Annotated in this window: 16 protein-coding genes; 4 read left to right on the forward strand and 12 right to left on the reverse strand. The window is 56.8% G+C overall.

The window, feature by feature from the left end:
- Nucleotides 1-38 precede the first annotated feature (38 nt).
- The 4 genes from ispG to ndk all read right to left on the reverse strand — a co-directional run bounded on the left by ispG (nucleotide 39) and on the right by ndk (nucleotide 3,535).
- Nucleotides 39-1,325, reverse strand: a complete 1,287-nt coding sequence (gene ispG, locus KOE80_RS03660) for a flavodoxin-dependent (E)-4-hydroxy-3-methylbut-2-enyl-diphosphate synthase (protein ID WP_035272271.1) — start codon at nucleotides 1,323-1,325, stop codon at nucleotides 39-41.
- Nucleotides 1,322-1,816 carry a helix-turn-helix domain-containing protein gene (locus tag KOE80_RS03665; protein WP_035272268.1) on the reverse strand — a complete coding sequence of 165 codons (495 nt, stop codon included), beginning with the start codon at nucleotides 1,814-1,816 and terminating at the stop codon, nucleotides 1,322-1,324. Before KOE80_RS03665 ends, ispG begins: the two co-directional genes overlap by 4 nt.
- Nucleotides 1,813-2,961, reverse strand: coding sequence for a 23S rRNA (adenine(2503)-C(2))-methyltransferase RlmN (gene rlmN / locus KOE80_RS03670; protein WP_009455884.1), 1,149 nt, complete (start codon nucleotides 2,959-2,961; stop codon nucleotides 1,813-1,815). Before rlmN ends, KOE80_RS03665 begins: the two co-directional genes overlap by 4 nt.
- Before the next feature lie 148 nt (nucleotides 2,962-3,109).
- Nucleotides 3,110-3,535: a nucleoside-diphosphate kinase gene (ndk, locus tag KOE80_RS03675; RefSeq protein WP_009455885.1), complete on the reverse strand. Its 426-nt coding sequence runs from the start codon at nucleotides 3,533-3,535 to the stop codon at nucleotides 3,110-3,112.
- A gap of 253 nt (nucleotides 3,536-3,788) precedes the next feature.
- On the opposite strand from ndk, the gene KOE80_RS03680 reads away from it, so the two are divergent.
- The gene (locus tag KOE80_RS03680; protein WP_226348386.1) at nucleotides 3,789-6,641 is read left to right on the forward strand and encodes a valine--tRNA ligase; all 2,853 of its coding nucleotides are present in this window, start codon (nucleotides 3,789-3,791) and stop codon (nucleotides 6,639-6,641) included.
- A gap of 227 nt (nucleotides 6,642-6,868) precedes the next feature.
- Here the strand turns inward: KOE80_RS03680 and KOE80_RS03685 are convergent, their stop codons facing one another.
- Complete coding sequence (locus KOE80_RS03685; protein WP_083053369.1) at nucleotides 6,869-7,741, reverse strand: LysR family transcriptional regulator; 873 nt, start codon at nucleotides 7,739-7,741, stop codon at nucleotides 6,869-6,871.
- Between the two features lie 76 nt (nucleotides 7,742-7,817).
- Here KOE80_RS03685 and KOE80_RS03690 point away from each other — a divergent pair, with 76 nt between their 5' ends.
- Complete coding sequence (locus tag KOE80_RS03690; RefSeq protein WP_226348387.1) at nucleotides 7,818-8,786, forward strand: DMT family transporter; 969 nt, start codon at nucleotides 7,818-7,820, stop codon at nucleotides 8,784-8,786.
- Nucleotides 8,787-8,858: 72 nt separating this feature from the next.
- On the opposite strand, the gene trmD is transcribed toward KOE80_RS03690, so the two are convergent.
- From trmD to KOE80_RS03725, 7 genes are all read right to left on the reverse strand, one after another.
- A complete protein-coding gene (gene trmD / locus KOE80_RS03695) occupies nucleotides 8,859-9,617 on the reverse strand; it encodes a tRNA (guanosine(37)-N1)-methyltransferase TrmD (RefSeq protein ID WP_060185247.1) in 759 nt (252 codons plus the stop codon).
- An 88-nt stretch (nucleotides 9,618-9,705) separates the two neighbouring features.
- Nucleotides 9,706-10,305: a ribosome maturation factor RimM gene (gene rimM, locus KOE80_RS03700; RefSeq protein ID WP_060185248.1), complete on the reverse strand. Its 600-nt coding sequence runs from the start codon at nucleotides 10,303-10,305 to the stop codon at nucleotides 9,706-9,708.
- A gap of 33 nt (nucleotides 10,306-10,338) precedes the next feature.
- A complete protein-coding gene (gene rpsP, locus KOE80_RS03705) occupies nucleotides 10,339-10,599 on the reverse strand; it encodes a 30S ribosomal protein S16 (RefSeq protein ID WP_009455906.1) in 261 nt (86 codons plus the stop codon).
- A 136-nt stretch (nucleotides 10,600-10,735) separates the two neighbouring features.
- Nucleotides 10,736-10,990, reverse strand: a complete 255-nt coding sequence (locus KOE80_RS03710; protein ID WP_009455909.1) for a sulfurtransferase TusA family protein — start codon at nucleotides 10,988-10,990, stop codon at nucleotides 10,736-10,738.
- Nucleotides 10,990-13,617: an alanine--tRNA ligase gene (gene alaS / locus KOE80_RS03715; protein WP_226348388.1), complete on the reverse strand. Its 2,628-nt coding sequence runs from the start codon at nucleotides 13,615-13,617 to the stop codon at nucleotides 10,990-10,992. Before alaS ends, KOE80_RS03710 begins: the two co-directional genes overlap by 1 nt.
- Nucleotides 13,618-13,901: 284 nt before the next feature.
- Nucleotides 13,902-14,834 carry an allantoinase PuuE gene (gene puuE, locus KOE80_RS03720; protein ID WP_021446474.1) on the reverse strand — a complete coding sequence of 311 codons (933 nt, stop codon included), beginning with the start codon at nucleotides 14,832-14,834 and terminating at the stop codon, nucleotides 13,902-13,904.
- 11 nt (nucleotides 14,835-14,845) lie between these two features.
- Nucleotides 14,846-15,574, reverse strand: a complete 729-nt coding sequence (locus KOE80_RS03725) for a GntR family transcriptional regulator (protein ID WP_035272249.1) — start codon at nucleotides 15,572-15,574, stop codon at nucleotides 14,846-14,848.
- Between the two features lie 232 nt (nucleotides 15,575-15,806).
- On the opposite strand from KOE80_RS03725, the gene uraH reads away from it, so the two are divergent.
- Nucleotides 15,807-16,160: a hydroxyisourate hydrolase gene (gene uraH / locus KOE80_RS03730; protein ID WP_009455919.1), complete on the forward strand. Its 354-nt coding sequence runs from the start codon at nucleotides 15,807-15,809 to the stop codon at nucleotides 16,158-16,160.
- Nucleotides 16,161-16,218: 58 nt separating this feature from the next.
- The gene (locus KOE80_RS03735) at nucleotides 16,219-17,451 is read left to right on the forward strand and encodes a urate hydroxylase PuuD (protein ID WP_009455921.1); all 1,233 of its coding nucleotides are present in this window, start codon (nucleotides 16,219-16,221) and stop codon (nucleotides 17,449-17,451) included.
- The last annotated feature ends 99 nt before the right edge of the window (nucleotides 17,452-17,550 follow it).

Raw genomic sequence — 17,550 nt, forward strand, 5'->3', positions numbered from 1 at the left:
CTAATGGTTTGCTCGCCATAGACTGACAAGCGTGTTGATCAAACCGTTGATGTTTTGCCGTAGCGGCGCTCAACGTAATTCTGGACAATGGTCTGAAATTCCTGAGCGATAGTATCACCCTTCAGGGTCACCACCCGCTCGCCATCCACATAGACGGGTGCCGAAGGAACTTCCCCGGTTCCCGGCAAGCTGATGCCAATATCGGCGTGGCGGCTTTCCCCCGGACCATTGACCACACAGCCCATCACCGCGACGTTCATGGTTTCCACGCCGGGATACAGATCCTTCCAGACGGGCATCTGGTCACGCAAATAGCTTTGAATATCGTTGGCCAGCTCCTGGAACACCGTACTGCTGGTGCGACCACAACCCGGACACGCCACCACCATCGGGGTGAAAGCACGCAAACCCATGGTCTGCAAGATTTCCTGAGCCACCACCACTTCACGAGCACGATCGCCACCGGGTTCAGGAGTCAGGGAAATACGAATGGTGTCACCAATGCCTTGCTGCAACAAGACAGCCAAGGCGGCGGTGGAAGCCACAATCCCCTTGCTGCCCATCCCCGCTTCGGTCAGACCCAGGTGCAAGGCGTAGTCACAACGAGCCGACAAATCCTGGTAGACCGTGATCAGGTCCTGCACATGGCTGACCTTGCAGGACAGAACAATACGGTTGCCCGACAGCCCCAGTTCCTCGGCACGCTGGGCGTTGCTGATGGCAGAGATAACCAGAGCATCGCGCATCACCGCCTGAGCCGTCCAGGGATGAGCACGCTCGTTATTTTCATCCATCATGCGGGCCATCAGCTCGTGATCCAGGCTGCCCCAGTTCACGCCAATTCGCACGGCCTTGTCGTAACGGCAGGCGATTTCGATCATCTTGGCGAAATTATCGTCCCGGCGCTTGCCACCGCCCATATTGCCCGGATTGATCCGGTACTTGGACAGGGCCTGAGCACACTCGGGGTAATCTGCCAGCAATTTATGGCCGTTGTAATGGAAGTCCCCCACCAAAGGGACATTTACGCCCATGCGGTCCAGTTGCTCGCGAATGGCAGGCACTTCACGGGCCGCTTCGGGGGTATTGACCGTGATACGCACCATTTCAGAACCGGCACGCGCCAGTTCCTTGACCTGGATAGCCGTTGCAATGGCATCGACCGTATCCGTATTGGTCATGGACTGCACCACGACCGGCGCCGAGCCCCCCAGTTTCACAACATGATCACCCCAGCGCACATCAACCGTACGCGTCACCCGCTTGGGTTGAGCGCCTACCGGCAGAGGTTGGCAAGCAGAGGGAGTTTCGGGACCCTGCGTCATTTCTTCAAGTCCTTGAGCCAATCGAACACCAGCCACTCTTCGGGAACCCAGCCCCGATCAATGGCGTAAAAACCAGCGACCAACAGCAAAACAATAATGATAAGAATCCAGATCCAGCCAAACCCGCCGCGCGAGTCCGAATACAGGCTCAAGTCCGCACTGGACAAGCCCGCACCCGAATGATTGCGCGGCACGGGCTTGGGCGCAGCGGTATCGCTGACCTGAGCTTCCAGCATGACCAGCACAGCCGATACGTCGGCCTCCAGAAAGCGCGCGTAATTGCGCACCATGCCCCGCAACGGCTGCCCACCGGGCAACTGGTCCCACTCCTGGGCCTCCAGGGCCTCTAGCTGGCGAACCGAAAACTTCAGGCGAGTGGAGGCTTCGTTCAGCGTACAGGATCGCGCCAGACGCAGTTCACGCAATGTCGGGCCTACACCTGAGTCCGTTTCCGGAGCCGATTGGTTGGAGGGGACCAGAGTCTCGCTCATGCACGTTCCTGTTTGATTTGAATGACAGCACGATCAGGCAAACGTTGTTCGATACGGGTGCGATCACGAATATCGCCCGCCAACTGTCCACAAGCGGCAGCAATATCATCGCCGCGCGTCTTGCGCACTGTGGTTACCACCCCACCATCCATCAGCCGTTGGGCAAACTGTTTGACCCGTGCAGCTGAAGAGCGTTTCAGACCGGACTGCGGAAAAGGATTGAAAGGAATCAAATTAAATTTACAGCGCACAATGCGTGCGATGTCCAACAGTTCCTGCGCATGCTGGTCGGTATCGTTGATGCCGTCCAGCATGATGTATTCAAACGTGATGAAGTCACGCGGCGCGTGCTCCAGATAGCGATTACAGGCATCCAGAAGCTCGGCCAGCGGGTACTTCTTGTTCAGGGGCACCAGGCGATCACGCAACGCATCATTGGGCGCGTGCAGCGATACGGCCAGTGCGACCGGGCAATCTTTGGCCAGACGATCCATCATGGGCACCACCCCGGAGGTGGAGACCGTCACGCGGCGGCGCGACAGACCGTAGGCATTGTCATCGAGCATCAGGCGCAAGGCACCGAGCACCTGATCGTAATTGAGCAAGGGTTCGCCCATGCCCATCATGACCACATTGCTGATAACACGTGTGCTGGTTTGCTCGGCATCGCCAATACGGGCGGTTTCCGGCGCATTCAGCAAAGCACGGCGAGCAAACCACAACTGGCCAATGATTTCAGAGGTCGTCAGGTTGCGGTTGAAGCCTTGATAGCCCGTGGAACAGAATGGACAGGCCACCGTGCAGCCAGCCTGGCTGGAAATACACAGGGTGCCCCGGTCGTCCTCGGGAATGAAAACCGCTTCGACGGCGTTATTGCTGCCTACATCAAACAGCCATTTACGAGTGCCGTCGGTAGAAATATGTTCGTGCGACATGCTGGGCGCGGTGACAACGCAATTAGCGGTCAGCTGCTCGCGGAACTCGCGCGCCAGATCCGTCATCTGCCCAAAATCGTCTTGTTGACGCTGGTGTATCCAGCGCTGCAATTGGCGCGCGCGGAAAGGCTTGCCACCCCATTGGGCGACCAGTTCAACAAGTTGCTCCGGGCCCAGGCCCAGAAGGTTAGTAGGTTCGAGCGATGACATAAAAAAATAATACCTTCACGCGGTCTGGCTATTACTTTCTTGCAGGAGGGCAAAAAAGCCTCTTTTTGCGGATTTGCCCGGCACACCCATTCCGGTGTGCCGGGCAAGTCTTGCTCAGAGTACCGCCAGTACTGCGCGGTTTAACGAATTAACGGCTGTAAACGTTGCACTCTGGGAAGAAGAAAGCGATTTCGACAGCAGCGGTTTCAGGAGCGTCGGAACCGTGAACGGCGTTAGCGTCGATGCTTTCAGCGAAGTCAGCACGGATGGTGCCGGCGTCAGCTTTCTTGGGGTCGGTAGCGCCCATCAGTTCGCGGTTCTTGGCAATGGCGCCTTCGCCTTCCAGAACTTGAACGAACACAGGACCGGAAACCATGAAGTCGACCAGATCCTTGAAGAAAGGACGCTCGGCGTGCACGCCGTAGAAGCGCTCGGCTTCGCCACGGGACAGGTGAACCAGGCGACCAGCGATCACTTTCAGGCCAGCGCCTTCAAAGCGGGAAATAATCTGACCGATCACGTTTTTAGCAACAGCGTCGGGCTTGATAATGGACAGAGTGCGTTCAATAGCCATGTGAAAATCCAAATAAGAACAATATAGTGTAGTCTTTGCTGCGTAAAGCAAAATGCAGATCCGACGGTTCGCGCTAAATTTTTTAATGAAAACAAGCACTTTCATCAGATTTACGGCAACCCGGCATTTTACCACGCCAAAGACGCACGGCCACATCTTAAAATAGTGCATCTTAAATTCGTTTTTTACCCAGGATTAGTCCCGCCCTATCTGGCACTGAACGTGCAATAAGGGGCAGGCAGACCGCATCACCATGACCAACTCATCCGCTACGACCTCCGACGAGCAATTATCCAAGAGCTTTGAACCCCAGGAAATCGAAACGCGCTGGTACGCGCGCTGGGAGCAAGCCGACCTTTTCAAGGGTGGCCAACATGTCCAGCCCTTGGGTGATCATCAGTCCGAACCCTTTGTGATCCAGTCCCCACCACCAAACGTCACCGGGACTTTGCACATGGGCCACGCCTTTAATCAGACCATCATGGATGGCCTGACGCGCTACCACCGCATGAAAGGCGACGATACGGTCTATATTCCCGGTACCGACCACGCCGGGATTGCGACCCAGATCATCGTGGAACGCCAGCTTGATGCCCAGAACATTAGCCGCCACGACCTGGGCCGCGAGAAATTCCTGGAAAAAGTCTGGGAGTGGAAAGAGAAGTCGGGCAATACCATTACCGGCCAGTTCCGTCGCCTGGGCGCGTCCTGTGACTGGAGCCGCGAATACTTCACCATGGACGACAATCTGTCCCGTGGCGTGCTGGAAACTTTTGTCCGTCTGTACGAGCAAGGCCTGATTTACCGCGGCAAGCGCCTGGTGAACTGGGACCCCGTGCTGGGCACCGCCGTGTCTGATCTGGAAGTGGTCAGCGAGGAAGAAGACGGCCATCTGTGGGAAATCAGCTATCCGCTGACCACACCTCAAGGCGGTCTGACCCACCTGACGGTGGCCACCACCCGCCCCGAAACCATGCTGGGCGACGTTGCCCTGATGGTGCATCCTGAAGACGAGCGCTATATCGGCCTGATCGGTCAAACCGTTACCCTGCCCCTGGTTGGCCGTTCCATCCCGATCATCGCAGACGACTACGTAGACCCGGCCTTTGGTACCGGCGTGGTGAAGGTTACTCCTGCCCACGACTTCAATGACTACGCCGTTGGCCAGCGCCACGGCCTGGAAATGATCAGCATCCTGACGCTGGATGCCCATATTGCCGACACCGCCCCCGAAGCCTACCAAGGCCTGGAGCGCTTTGCTGCACGCAAGCAAATCGTGGCCGACCTGGAAGCCCAGGGCCTGCTCAAGGCCGTCAAGCCACACAAACTGATGGTGCCACGCGGCGACCGTACCAATACGGTTATCGAACCCATGCTGACCGACCAGTGGTTTGTCGCCATGAGCAAGCCTGCGCCAGACGACTCCCTGCACCCTGGCAAGAGCATCACCCAGGTTGCCCTGGATGTGGTGGCCGATGGCCGTGTGCGCTTCTACCCCGACAACTGGTCCAACACCTACAACCAGTGGCTGAACAATATTCAGGACTGGTGTATTTCCCGTCAGCTGTGGTGGGGTCACCAAATTCCCGCTTGGTACGCCGAAGACGGCAGCCTGTTTGTCGCCCGCTCCGAAGAAGACGCTCTGGAACAAGCCCGTGCCGCTGGCGTGACCGGCCCGCTGCGCCGCGACGAGGACGTACTGGACACCTGGTTCTCCTCTGCCCTGGTGCCCTTCACCGATCTGGGCTGGCCTGAAGAAACCCCGGATCTGGCTCGTTACCTGCCCTCCAGCGTGCTGGTAACTGGCTTCGACATTATTTTCTTCTGGGTGGCCCGCATGGTCATGATGAGCATGCACCTGACCGGCCGCGTTCCGTTCAACACCGTCTATGTTCACGGACTGGTGTGCGATATGGAAGGCAAGAAGATGAGCAAATCCAAGGGCAACACGATTGACCCGGTGGATTTGATCGACGGCATCGACCTGGAAAGCCTGATACACAAGCGCACCTTTGGCTTGATGAATCCCAAGCAGGCTCAAAGCATTAGCAAGCGCACCAAGAAGGACTATCCCGATGGCATCCCCGCCTTCGGTACGGACGCGCTGCGCTTTACCATGGCCGCTTACGCCACCCTGGGTCGCAACATCAACTTCGACATGAAGCGCTGTGAAGGCTATCGCAACTTCTGCAACAAGCTGTGGAACGCCACCCGCTTTGTGCTGATGAACACCGAAGGCCATGAACTGCACACCGACGCTGCTGCCGAACTGAGCTTTGCAGACCGCTGGATCATCAGCCTGCTGCAAGGCCTGGAACAGGACGCCGAGCGCGGTTTTGCCGACTACCGTTTCGACAACGTCGCCAACGCCATCTACCACTTTGTCTGGGACGAGTACTGCGACTGGTATCTGGAACTGGCCAAGACCCAGATCCAGAACGGCACGCCCGAGCAGCAGCTGGGCACCCGCCGCACCCTGATCCGTGTACTGGAAGTGGTGTTGCGCGTGGCACACCCCATCATCCCGTTCATTACGGAAGAGCTGTGGCAGAAAGTCTCGGTGGTAGCTGGCAAACGTGCTGCCAATGAAACCACCAGTATTTCGGTCCAGCCCTACCCTATCGCCAATCCGGCCGCCATTGATGAACAGGCCATGGCACAGGTTGCAGAACTAAAAGCCCAAGTGGACGCGATTCGCGCCTTGCGCGGCGAGATGAACCTCTCGCCCGCTCAGCGCGTGCCACTGGTTGCCCAAGGTGACGCTGCAATCCTGAGCGCCAACAGCCCCTATCTGGCCAGCTTGTGCAAACTGGAAAGCGTAGACATCGTGGATCAACTGCCCGCCGACGCCGGCGCCCCAGTACAAGTGGTCGACACCACTCAGCTGATGCTGCACGTAGAGATTGACGTGGAAGCGGAGCGTATCCGCCTGTCCAAGGAAATCGAACGTCTGCAAGGTGAGATCAACAAGGCCGAAGCCAAACTGGGCAACGCCAGCTTTGTAGAACGTGCACCTGCCGCCGTAGTTGAACAGGAGCGCCTGCGCGTGGCTCAATTCGGTGAGACACTGGCCAAGGTGAAACAGCAGTTTGATCGTCTGGGCTAATCGCCTGAATCAGGTCTCGGTGACGAGAGAAGGCCCTGCACTAGTGCAGGGCCTTTTTACATCTATGGTCCTTCAATCCCGCTGCACTATTCCGATTACTCGTAACACACCCTCCCTGTTCATACGAAACAGAAGACCACAGGAACATCACACCAGCGCAGACCGGTCGCGCACAGAAGCTATCCCGCACTGACACAACAAGAAAAAGCGAAGCCATCCTGAGCGCATCACCTCTTGTGATGTATTTTCCGGGCTATCCGCAAAAACGCCTGAGCAGCAGGAGAAAGCCGCTCGAAATTCAGAGCCGCCAGAGCAATTTCACGAGGCCTACACGGCTCCAGGCTGCGATAAATCACCCCTTCTGGCGGCTCCGGCAAGGCCAGTCTGCCCGCGATGGTCACAGCCACTCCTTGCGCGACAAAGCCCAACATGGAGGACAACTGCTCGAAACGGAACAAGGTCCTGGGGACCGCCCCTGCTGCCGCAAGAAACCGATCTACATGCGGGCCAGAGCCTGCCGCAGTCCGAATAAACGGCAAGTCATGAAAGTCACTGGCAGAAACACGGGCGCAAACGGCCAAATGATGCTCTGCCGGCAGCACGGCCACCAGCTCATCCTGGGCCAAGGGTAAGCAATCAAAGCGATCATCTGGCAAGATCACAAAGCCCAGCTCCACACGCCGCTCCAACAGCCATTGCGCCACTTCACTATCAATACCCTCATCAATCTGCACTTCCACTTCGGGATGCGTCTGCCTGTAGCACGCCAATAAATGCGGCAGCAAATGCAAGGACGAGGAAGCCCCAAAAGAAGCAATACGCAAGGTGCCACGGGCAATTCCCTGCTCGTAGCAGGCCTCCTGATGCAAGGCCTCTTTCTGCTGCAGGATATCGTTGGCACGTTGCAGCAACTTAGCCCCCACTTCAGTCAGCTCTACTGAGGTCGGGCCACGAGAAAACAGGCAGACACCCAAATCGGCCTCCAGCTGCTTGAGCGCATGACTGACCGCACTTTGCGTCACCCCCAAGGCACTGGCTGCCCGAGAGAAGCTGCCTATCCTGGCCAGCACGGAAAAGATTTCTAGTTGAGTGAAGGTCATGAGCGTTTACTCATTCGACTATGAAGCAATAAAAGTAAATAGTACCCCTGCTGAAATCTTCTCCATAGTGGCTTTAATGAAATCTCCCAACTACTCCGTACACCTACGCCTGATTGGCATGGTCGCTCTGTGGGGGGCCTCCTGGCCCTGGGGCCGAGTCGTGGCGCAAGCCATGCCGCCTTTGGCGGCAGCCAGTCTGCGCTTCCTGATTGCCAGCGTCGCACTGCTGCTTTGGATGAGCTGGAGCGGCCGACTGAAAGCCCTATGCACACTTGACTCCCGAGAATGGCTAGGTCTGCTTAACGCCTCGGCTTTTGGGGTATTTGGCTATTCAATTTTCTTTCTTCTGGCCCTAAAACTGGTGCCAGCAGGCAAGGCCAGCATGGTCGTTGCTCTGAACCCGGTCCTGATCCTGATTCTGGCCTCTTTGTTGTTTCGCGAGCCAGTCAACAAAAAGATGAGCCTGGGAGTAATCCTGGCCGTATCAGGGGCTCTCTATGCCCTGAGTGCCGGCTCTATCAGCAGCCTCATGCCGGGCCAGAGTGGAATAGGCGAGTGGCTATTACTGGGCTGTGCTCTGTGCTGGGTCAGCTACACCTTGATTGGCCGCACCGTACTGACCACCGTAGATTCTCTGACCGCCACTAGCATGACCACATTGATTGGCGCAGTGCTGCTGTCCATCAGCAGCTTGGGGGTGGAGGGTCTTTCGGCCTGGGGCAGCCTGATCCATGCGCCAAGCCAAGCCTGGTACAGCGTATTGGCCTTGGGCCTGGGTTCAACGGCTCTGGCCTTCGCCTGGTATATGCACGGCGTGAAAAGCCTGGGCGCCACATCCGCAGGCGCCTACCTGGCCCTGGTACCGCTGTTTGGCGTTTTACTGTCCAGCCTGTGGCTTAAGGAGACCCTGAACCCATCCTTGATCGGCGGAGGTTTGCTGGCGATTAGCGGGATGGCCCTGATGAGCTGGGGACGGCAGACACTGAATACCAAGGACGACACCCCTGCGGAAAATTCGCAACTGCAGCTTGGCCAGTACGACTAACAAAGTCACCCAGATACAAAACGGCCCGCATAAAAACGGACCGTTAAGGTTTGGCGAACGCTTTAAACAAAGCTATTCGCTCAAGGAAGCCAAAGATGCCAAAAAGCGCTCGTCTGCCTTGCTAAGTTCGCCACGCTGACGGGCCTGCTCAATCAACTCGGGCCGCCGCAAGGCTGTCAAACGCAGGGATTGCTCACGCCGCCATGCCTGGATACGACCATGATGACCAGACATCAACACGTCGGGCACCGCCTGATCGCGGTATACCTCGGGACGCGTGTAATGCGGGCTATCCAGCAAGCCGCTATTGTCGGCATGGAAAGAGTCCTGACGAGCCGAGTCAGCGTCATTCAACACGCCGGGCAAAAGCCGAATCACGCTATCAATAATCGCCAGCGAGGCAATTTCGCCGCCAGACAGCACAAAGTCCCCCAAAGACAGTTCCTGGGTGACGCGCGCATCAATAAAGCGTTGATCGATACCTTCATAGCGACCGCAAACCAGAACCGCACCGGGACCTTGAGCCAGTTCCTGAGCCACAGCCTGGTCAAAGCGTCGCCCTGTGGGACTTAGCAAAATCACTTCCGGGCTATCGCCACGATCAGCCAAAGCCTGATCCAGGGCATCATTCAAGGGGTCAGCCAGCATGACCATGCCTGGGCCACCGCCGTAAGGACGATCGTCTACGGTACGGTGCACGTCAGTGGTGTAGTCGCGCGGGTTCCAGGTCCGCATCTGCCAGATGCCCTGTTTGTGCGCACGGCCGGTAACCCCAGCCTCGCTGACCACATCAAACATGTCCGGGAACAGGGTCAGGGCATCAAATCGCATGAGGACTCGGCAAGAGAAAAAAGCGGATACGCTTTACAAGGCTCGACCAGTCAGGCCAGAGCCATGCAGGTGCGCAGGATTGAAACGATCAAATCGCCCAGTGGCTGTGCAGCTCGCGGGCGGACATATCCACCGTATGCACAATGGCTTGCACAAAGGGAACCAGCTCTTCAAGCGGCCTGCCCTGTTCGTCCTTTACAGGTGTAAAAACACCTTCGGCATCCCAGGAGCCGCGGTGCACGACCAAAATGGCATGCGCGCCGTTATCCAGCACTTCCACCACTTCGCCCAGGCTTTCAGCCTGGCCGTCCTGCTCGCCAAAGAAGCGGCAGCCGATCAGATCGACCCAATAAAATTCGTCTTCGTCCGCTTTGGGGAAAGCGGCACGGGATACCCAAACGGTATGCCCCTTGAGAGCTTGAGCCAGCTCTCGATTATCCAGACCCTCAAACTGCGCCACGATGGTTGCACCATGCTGCTTTGCGGTTTGTATCTGTCTGGGTGACACAGACGCAAAAACGCCCGCCTGAGATTCAGGCCGGGGCGTTTTTAACCACCATGTCTTTGCATTCAGCAGCGCCTTGGTTTGCATGGAATGCGGCTGGATCTTGACCCAACCACGCACACCATAAGCGGAAACAATACGACCGAGCTCAACAAGGTCAGCAGGAATCGCAGATTGCTTCACACTAAACGCTACTAAAAAAACAGGTGAATCAACTTAGGCAGCCGAAGCAACCTTAGCCGAGTATTCTTTCAACAGGCGAGCCACAGCAGGCGAAACCTGAGCACCGTTGTCGGTGAAGTGCTTAACGCGGTCCATTTGCAGACGCAGGTTTTCATGACCTTCGCCAGCAACGGGGTTGTAGAAACCCAGACGTTCGATGAAGCGACCATCACGGCGTTGGCTCGCCTCGGCGGCTACTACGTTGTAAAAAGGACGCTTTTTGGAGCCACCACGGGCCAAGCGAATTACCACCATTGATAATCCCTTTATTGTGTAAGGTAAACAAAAAATTCTAGCACTATTCTGGCAAGCATGCCAAAAGTAACACGCTAAGATAGCAGATTCAGTGCTAGAGACGCAACAGACAAAGCAGTATTCTACCGCCGTCGGCTCAACGACGGCGTAAAAAATGCAGAGTTTTTTCGGCTTGCTGGTCTTGAGCCAACAGTTCGTTGCCAGTTTGGCGACAAAAAGCCTGAAAATCTTGAATGGCGTGCTGATCGGTCGTGATGACCTGCAACACTTGCCCGGATTCCAGCTGTGCCAAGGCTTTCTTGGCACGCAAGATAGGCAAGGGGCATTTCAGCCCACTTGCATCAACCTGCAGATCGCTGTTGGGCAATGCGCCGGTCTCGGACATCGTCATTACGCACCCAATTTACTTTGAACCCAGGCCTGCACCGAAGCATTGGCCTGCGGCAGAACGCTGGCATCGGTACCGCCGCCCATGGCCATGTCAGGACGACCACCGCCCTTCCCGCCCATTTGCGAGGCCACAAAGCCCACCAGATCACCCGCCTTGACCTTGGAGGTCAGGTCAGGCGTCACGCCAGCCACCAGGCTGACTTTGCCGTCTGCCACGATAGACAGCAGGATCACGGCAGACTGCAGCTTGTTCTTCAACTGATCCGCCATTTCGCGCAAGGCTTTGGCCTCCACGCCTTGCAACGTGGCAACCAGCAAGCGGCTGCTGTCATTCAACGGGACAGCCTGAGCCAGCAGATCCTGGCCTGCCGAAGCAGCCAGCTTGGATTGCATTTGTTCGCGCTCGCGCTCCAGATCCTTGATCTGACCTTGCAAGGCGCTGATACGGGCAACCAGACCCTCTGGCTGCGTACGCAGACTGGCAGAAGCGTCGTTCAACAAGCGTTCCTGCGCTTGTACCCAATGCAGGCTGTTGGTGCCGGTGATGGCCTCGACACGGCGCACGCCAGCGGCTACACCGCCTTCCGAGACAATCTTGAACAGGCCAATATCGCCCGTACGTTGAACGTGAGTACCGCTGCACAGCTCGCGCGAGAAACCGATATCCAGTACGCGCACTTCATCGCCGTACTTTTCGCCAAACAAAGCCATGGCACCACCGCTAACAGCGTCATCAAAGGACATCAGTTGGGCTTGCACGGCCTGGTTAGCCAGAACCTGCTCATTCACAATGGCTTCGACCTGAGCGATTTGCTCGGCCGTCATGGCGGCATCGTGAGCAAAGTCAAAACGGGTCTTTTCGGCGTCCACCAGGGAACCACGTTGCTGCACGTGACCGCCCAGCACCTGACGCAAGGCCTTGTGCATCAAGTGCGTGGCCGAGTGATTACGGATCACGCGCTCACGGCGCTCGGTATCCACCTGGGCTTGAACAGTCTGGCCCACTGTCAGCGTGCCTGCGTTCAGCACCCCTTGGTGGCCGAAAACCTGATTGGAAATCTTTTGAGTATCTTGCACTTCAAAGGACAGGCCCTTGGCATCGCTCAAGATACCGGCATCCCCCACCTGACCACCGGATTCGGCGTAGAAAGGGGTGGCATCCAGAACCACCACCGCTTGCTGACCCTGAGCCACGGACTGCACCGAGGTGCCATCCACATACAAGGCGGTAACGGTGCCGCTGCCTTCCAGGGTGGTGTAGCCATCAAAACGGGTCTGCACACCGGAATAGCTCAAGCCTTCGGCTGTTTTGAACTTGCCCGAAGCGCGTGCCATCTGACGCTGGTTTTCCATGGCAACTTCAAAACCGTCCAGATCGACCTCAATGCCACGCTCGCGGCAGATGTCGGCGGTCAAGTCCACGGGGAAACCGTAGGTATCGTACAAGGTGAACAGCGTCTGGCCGTCCAGCTTGGCATTCTCCGGCAGGTTGGCCAAAGCGCCTTCCAGAATGCGCATGCCATTTTCCAGCGTTTCGCTGAAACGCTCTTCTTCCTGGCGCAGCACTTGTTCGATACGCTCGCGCTGGCTAATCAGCTCGGGGTAGGCTTCGCCCATGGTCAGGCCCAAGTCCTGTACCAAACGGTAAAAGAACAAGCCCTTCTGACCCAGTTTGTGACCGTGACGCAAGGCACGGCGAATAATACGGCGCAGCACATAGCCACGGCCTTCATTGCTGGGGATGACCCCGTCAATAATCAGAAAGCTGCAAGCACGGATGTGGTCAGCAATCACCTTGAGCGAGTTATTGCTCAAGTCGCTGGTCTTGGTTTCGCGTGCGGCGGCCTGAATCAGAGACTGGAACAGGTCGATCTCGTAATTGGAATGCACGTGCTGCAGCACAGCCGAAATACGCTCCAGGCCCATGCCGGTGTCCACACAAGGCTTGGGCAGCGGCGTCATGGTGCCGTCGGCGGAACGCTCGAACTGCATGAACACCAGGTTCCATACTTCGATATAGCGGTCGCCGTCTTCTTCAGGCGATCCGGGAGGGCCACCCCAAACGTCAGCGCCGTGATCGTAGAAGATTTCCGAACAAGGACCACAGGGGCCGGTATCGGCCATCTGCCAGAAGTTGTCCGAGTTGTAGCGTACGCCACCCTTATCGCCGATGCGGATGATGCGCTCTTTGGGCACACCAATTTCCGAAGCCCAGATATCGTAGGCCTCATCGTCTTCTTGATAGACGGTGACCCAGAGTTTCTCTGCAGGCAGCTTGTAAACCGTCGTCAGCAGCTCCCAGGCATAGCGAATGGCGTCTTGCTTGAAGTAGTCGCCAAAGCTGAAGTTGCCCAGCATTTCAAAAAAGGTGTGGTGGCGGGCGGTGTAGCCCACGTTTTCCAGGTCATTATGCTTGCCACCGGCACGAACACAGCGCTGAGAGCTGGTTGCACGGTTGTAGGGTCGGGTTTCCTTGCCCGTGAACACATCTTTGAACTGCACCATCCCTGCGTTAGTGAACAGCAAGGTAGGGTCATTGCCTGGTACCAGCGAAGCCGAGGAGACGATGTGATGTCCCTTGGATTCAAAAAAAGAAAGAAACTTCTGACGAATTTCTGAGGTTTTCATTACATGCAACGCGATGGAAAATTTAACTGCCTATTATAAGACGATCAGCCTTGCAGCCCATGCGCGCGCTGCGCTGGCACAACACCTGCCGCCCCGGCAAAGCAGTGAGAAGCCAGGACGCCACACTCCCTGTACGAGCGGCTGCGTAAGCGTCAAATAGTACTGTTTTCAGCGGGCAGAAACAACAATTCCGACCCTGGCGAGTCGGAATGTGAAGGCACCCTGCTCATATTCAGGATGTCGTCCTGACGGGCCAGGAGGCATGAACCCTGGCCCTGCCTCGATCAGGCCTTGGGCTGATAGGGATGATGCTCGGCCCAATGACGAGCAATATCCACACGACGGCAAACCCAGACACGCTCGTGCGATTGCACGTAATCCAGGAAGCGCTGCAAGGCACGGAAGCGGCCAGGACGGCCAATCAGACGGCAATGCAAACCGATGGACAACATCTTGGGGGCTTCTTCACCTTCTTCGTAGAGCACGTCAAACGCGTCTTTCAGGTAGGAGAAGAAATGATCGCCGGTGTTAAAGCCCTGAGGAGCCGCAAAGCGCATGTCATTGCTATCCAGGGTGTAAGGCACAATCAGTTGCGGCTTGACCGTATTGTCGCTGAGTTGAACCTCGGTCCAGAACGGCAGATCATCACCGTAGTAATCGGAGCTGTACAGGAACTGGCCTTCTTCTGCCACCAGACGCAAGGTGTTGGGGCTATCACGGCCGGTGTACCAGCCTTCAGGGTGATGGCCCAGCAGGTCCGTCAGTACTTTTACGCACTGGCGCATATGCTCGCGCTCCACCTCTTCGGACACGTTCTGGTAGTGAATCCAGCGGTAACCGTGGCACGCGATTTCATGGCCCAGGCGTACAAACTCCTGTGCCAGCTCGGGATGACGCTCCAGCGCCATACCCACACCGAAAATGGTCATGGGCAAGCCGCGTTTTTCAAACTCTTTCAGAATCCGCCAGACACCGGCACGCGAGCCGTATTCGTAAATGGACTCCATGGACAGGTGACGGTCCGGGTAAGCCGCCGCACCAATGATTTCGGACAGAAACTGTTCAGAGCCCGGATCACCGTGCAGAACGCAGTTCTCCCCGCCTTCCTCATAGTTCAAGACAAACTGCACCGCAATGCGCGCCCGATCAGGCCATTGTGCATGAGGCACGTTTTTACCGTAACCAACCAGGTCACGAGGGTACTTACTCAAGGACATACCGTCTCCGTTTAGCGTTTTACGCTGAGGGCCAGCCAAGGATCAGCAGCACTGCCATCACCCGCTTCGCTCATGCGATGTTCACAATCACTTAAGTGATGATGCATAGCCAGATGCGCGCCGTCGGCGTCGCCCTGACTAAGCTTGTCCAAAATCTCTTTGTGCTCGTAAAACGAGCAAGCCTGTTCGCCCGGTGTGTCGTGATAGGCAATGATGAGCGTGGTGCGGGCGCACAAGGTGTGCATCAACTCGGTCAGCTCATCATTGCCAGCGCAGCGCGCCAGCATCACGTGAAACGCGTTTGACAGGCGCAACCAGCTGATGCGGTCGCCGTGTTCAAAAGCGTGCTGTTCACGTTCCACCATTTCATACAGGCCAGCCAAACGCTCCGGCAGATCCGGGTAGCTGATCAGTTTTTTCAGAATCAGCGCTTCCAGGTCTCGTCGCAGTTCAAACACATCCCGTGTCTGCTTGGCCGTCGGCTTCCAGATAAAAGCGCCACGATTGGGCTCGATAACCACAATCTTGTCGTGTTCGAGGGCAGCCAGCGCCGCACGAACGGTCGCCCGCGAGCACTCGAAAATCGTGCACAGCGTGGCTTCCGTCAGTTTGGTTCCAGGCAAAAGACGACGGTCAACGACCGCATCAAAGATCTGGCTATAAACACGCCCGACCTCGCTATCTGCCATGCCTCCCTCTAGCAGCGAGGAGGCGCTGGGCGCTTGGGATTCACTGCTCATCCCCTCTTGCCGCCGTATCTGAAGCATAGAATTTCTCGTTATTGACTATTGACAATTATTCGGTACCCCGACAAAATCGTCAACATAAATTGTCGACAATCTGATTCCTCAAACAGAGCGACAGTTTCGGGGCCTCAACCCAGCGCACTGATCCTTGCACCGTTGGCCCCCGGCCGGTTCTCAAAACTGGGCTCGCTGGACCTTTTTTGATCACCATAAACCGGAGACATTTATGGGAAAGCTATCAACCCATGTCCTTGACACGACTCAAGGGCGCCCAGCCAGCGGCGTGCGCGTCGATCTTTATTCCATCGAAAACGATCAACGCACTCTGATCAAAACCACTCACACCAACAGCGACGGTCGCTGTGATGAGCCCCTGCTGCAAGGCGAGGCCATGCACACGGGCGTTTTTGAACTGGTGTTCCATGCAGGTGACTACTTTGCCGCCAGCGGTGTGGCTCTGCCCGAGCCACGCTTTGTGGATCAGGTCGGCATTCGCTTTGGTATCGCTGATGCCAATGCCAATTACCACGTACCTCTGGTCGTGACCCCCTGGTCCTGGTCCACCTATCGCGGTAGCTGATCGCGTATCCAAGTCGACTTTTCGCTTCTATACGAAACCACTCTGATACGAGATCTTTATGTACGCTTACCTACTTGAGTACGGCAACCTGCTGTTGCGTTGGTTGCACGTGATTGCGGCTGTCGCCTGGATCGGCGAGTCCATCTACTTTGTGATGCTGGACAATGGCCTGAAACCGCCCAAAGGCGAAGAAAGCAAGAAACGCGGTGTGTTTGGCGAGATGTGGGCTGTCCACGGCGGCGGCTTCTATCACAACCAGAAATACCTGACCAACCCGGCTGAACTGCCTGATGACCTGCACTGGTCTTTCTGGAAGTCCTACACCACCTGGTTGTCCGGCTTCTTCCTGTTCGCCCTGCTCTACCTGACCAAGCCCGAGTTCTATCTGGTCAACCCCAACAGTCCCTGGGAATGGGCGGCTCAAATGACAGGCACTCAGGCCAACGTCATGGCCATTGCCTTCCTGGTACTGGGCTGGGTGGTCTATAACGGCCTGTGCCGCCTGATCAGCCCCAACATGAACCGCGACGGCCTGCTAAGCGTGGCGGTGGCGATCATGATGGTGGTCGTGGCTTACCTGAGCGCCCACATCTTCTCGGGTCGTGCTGCGTTCTTGCTGACCGGTGCTGTCATGGCCACCAGCATGTCGGCCAACGTGTTCTTCTGGATCATTCCCGGCCAGCGCCGCATGGTCAAGGCACTGAAAGCCGGTCAGGCGCCCAACCCTCTGGATGGCAAGCGCGGCAAACAGCGTTCGGTACACAATACCTACTTCACGCTGCCTGTCCTGCTGCTGATGCTGAGCAACCACTACTCGTTCACGTACAACAACCCCAATGCGTGGATCATCATGGTGCTGTTCATCTTTGCCGGTGCCCTGATCCGTCAATACTTCGTGCTGATGCACGCTGGCATCAAAAAGCCTGCCTACCCGGCTGCCGGTGTTGTGCTGCTGCTGATCGTGGGTTACCTGGCGGCTCCTGCCAGCTTGAAGGGTGAAGTTGCCAGTGCACCTGAAGCTGCCAACGGTGCGGAAACAATCAGTGTTGCCCGTGTCCAGGAAATCATGGACGCACGATGTGTTCAGTGTCACGCGGTCAAGCCCAATGCCGACTTCGGCTTTACGGCTGCCCCTGCCGGCATGTTGCTCGATACCATCGACAACACGGTACTGCACGCCGAACAGGTCAAGACCGTGGTGCACTCCAAGTACATGCCCTTGGGCAATATGACGCAAATGACCGACGAAGAGCGTGCCGCCATTGCCGCTTGGAGCGGTACCCGCGACTAATGCAGAACAAGGCTCAAGCCTGACGAGCGACAAGCTCCGTAGTAACTTCCAACCCCGATATGATGAAAATCATGTCGGGGTTTTTTCTTGCTTCGGTTC

It is taken from the genome of Alcaligenes sp. 13f (assembly GCF_020496585.1).
In the GTDB taxonomy this organism is placed as follows: domain Bacteria; phylum Pseudomonadota; class Gammaproteobacteria; order Burkholderiales; family Burkholderiaceae_B; genus Alcaligenes; species Alcaligenes phenolicus.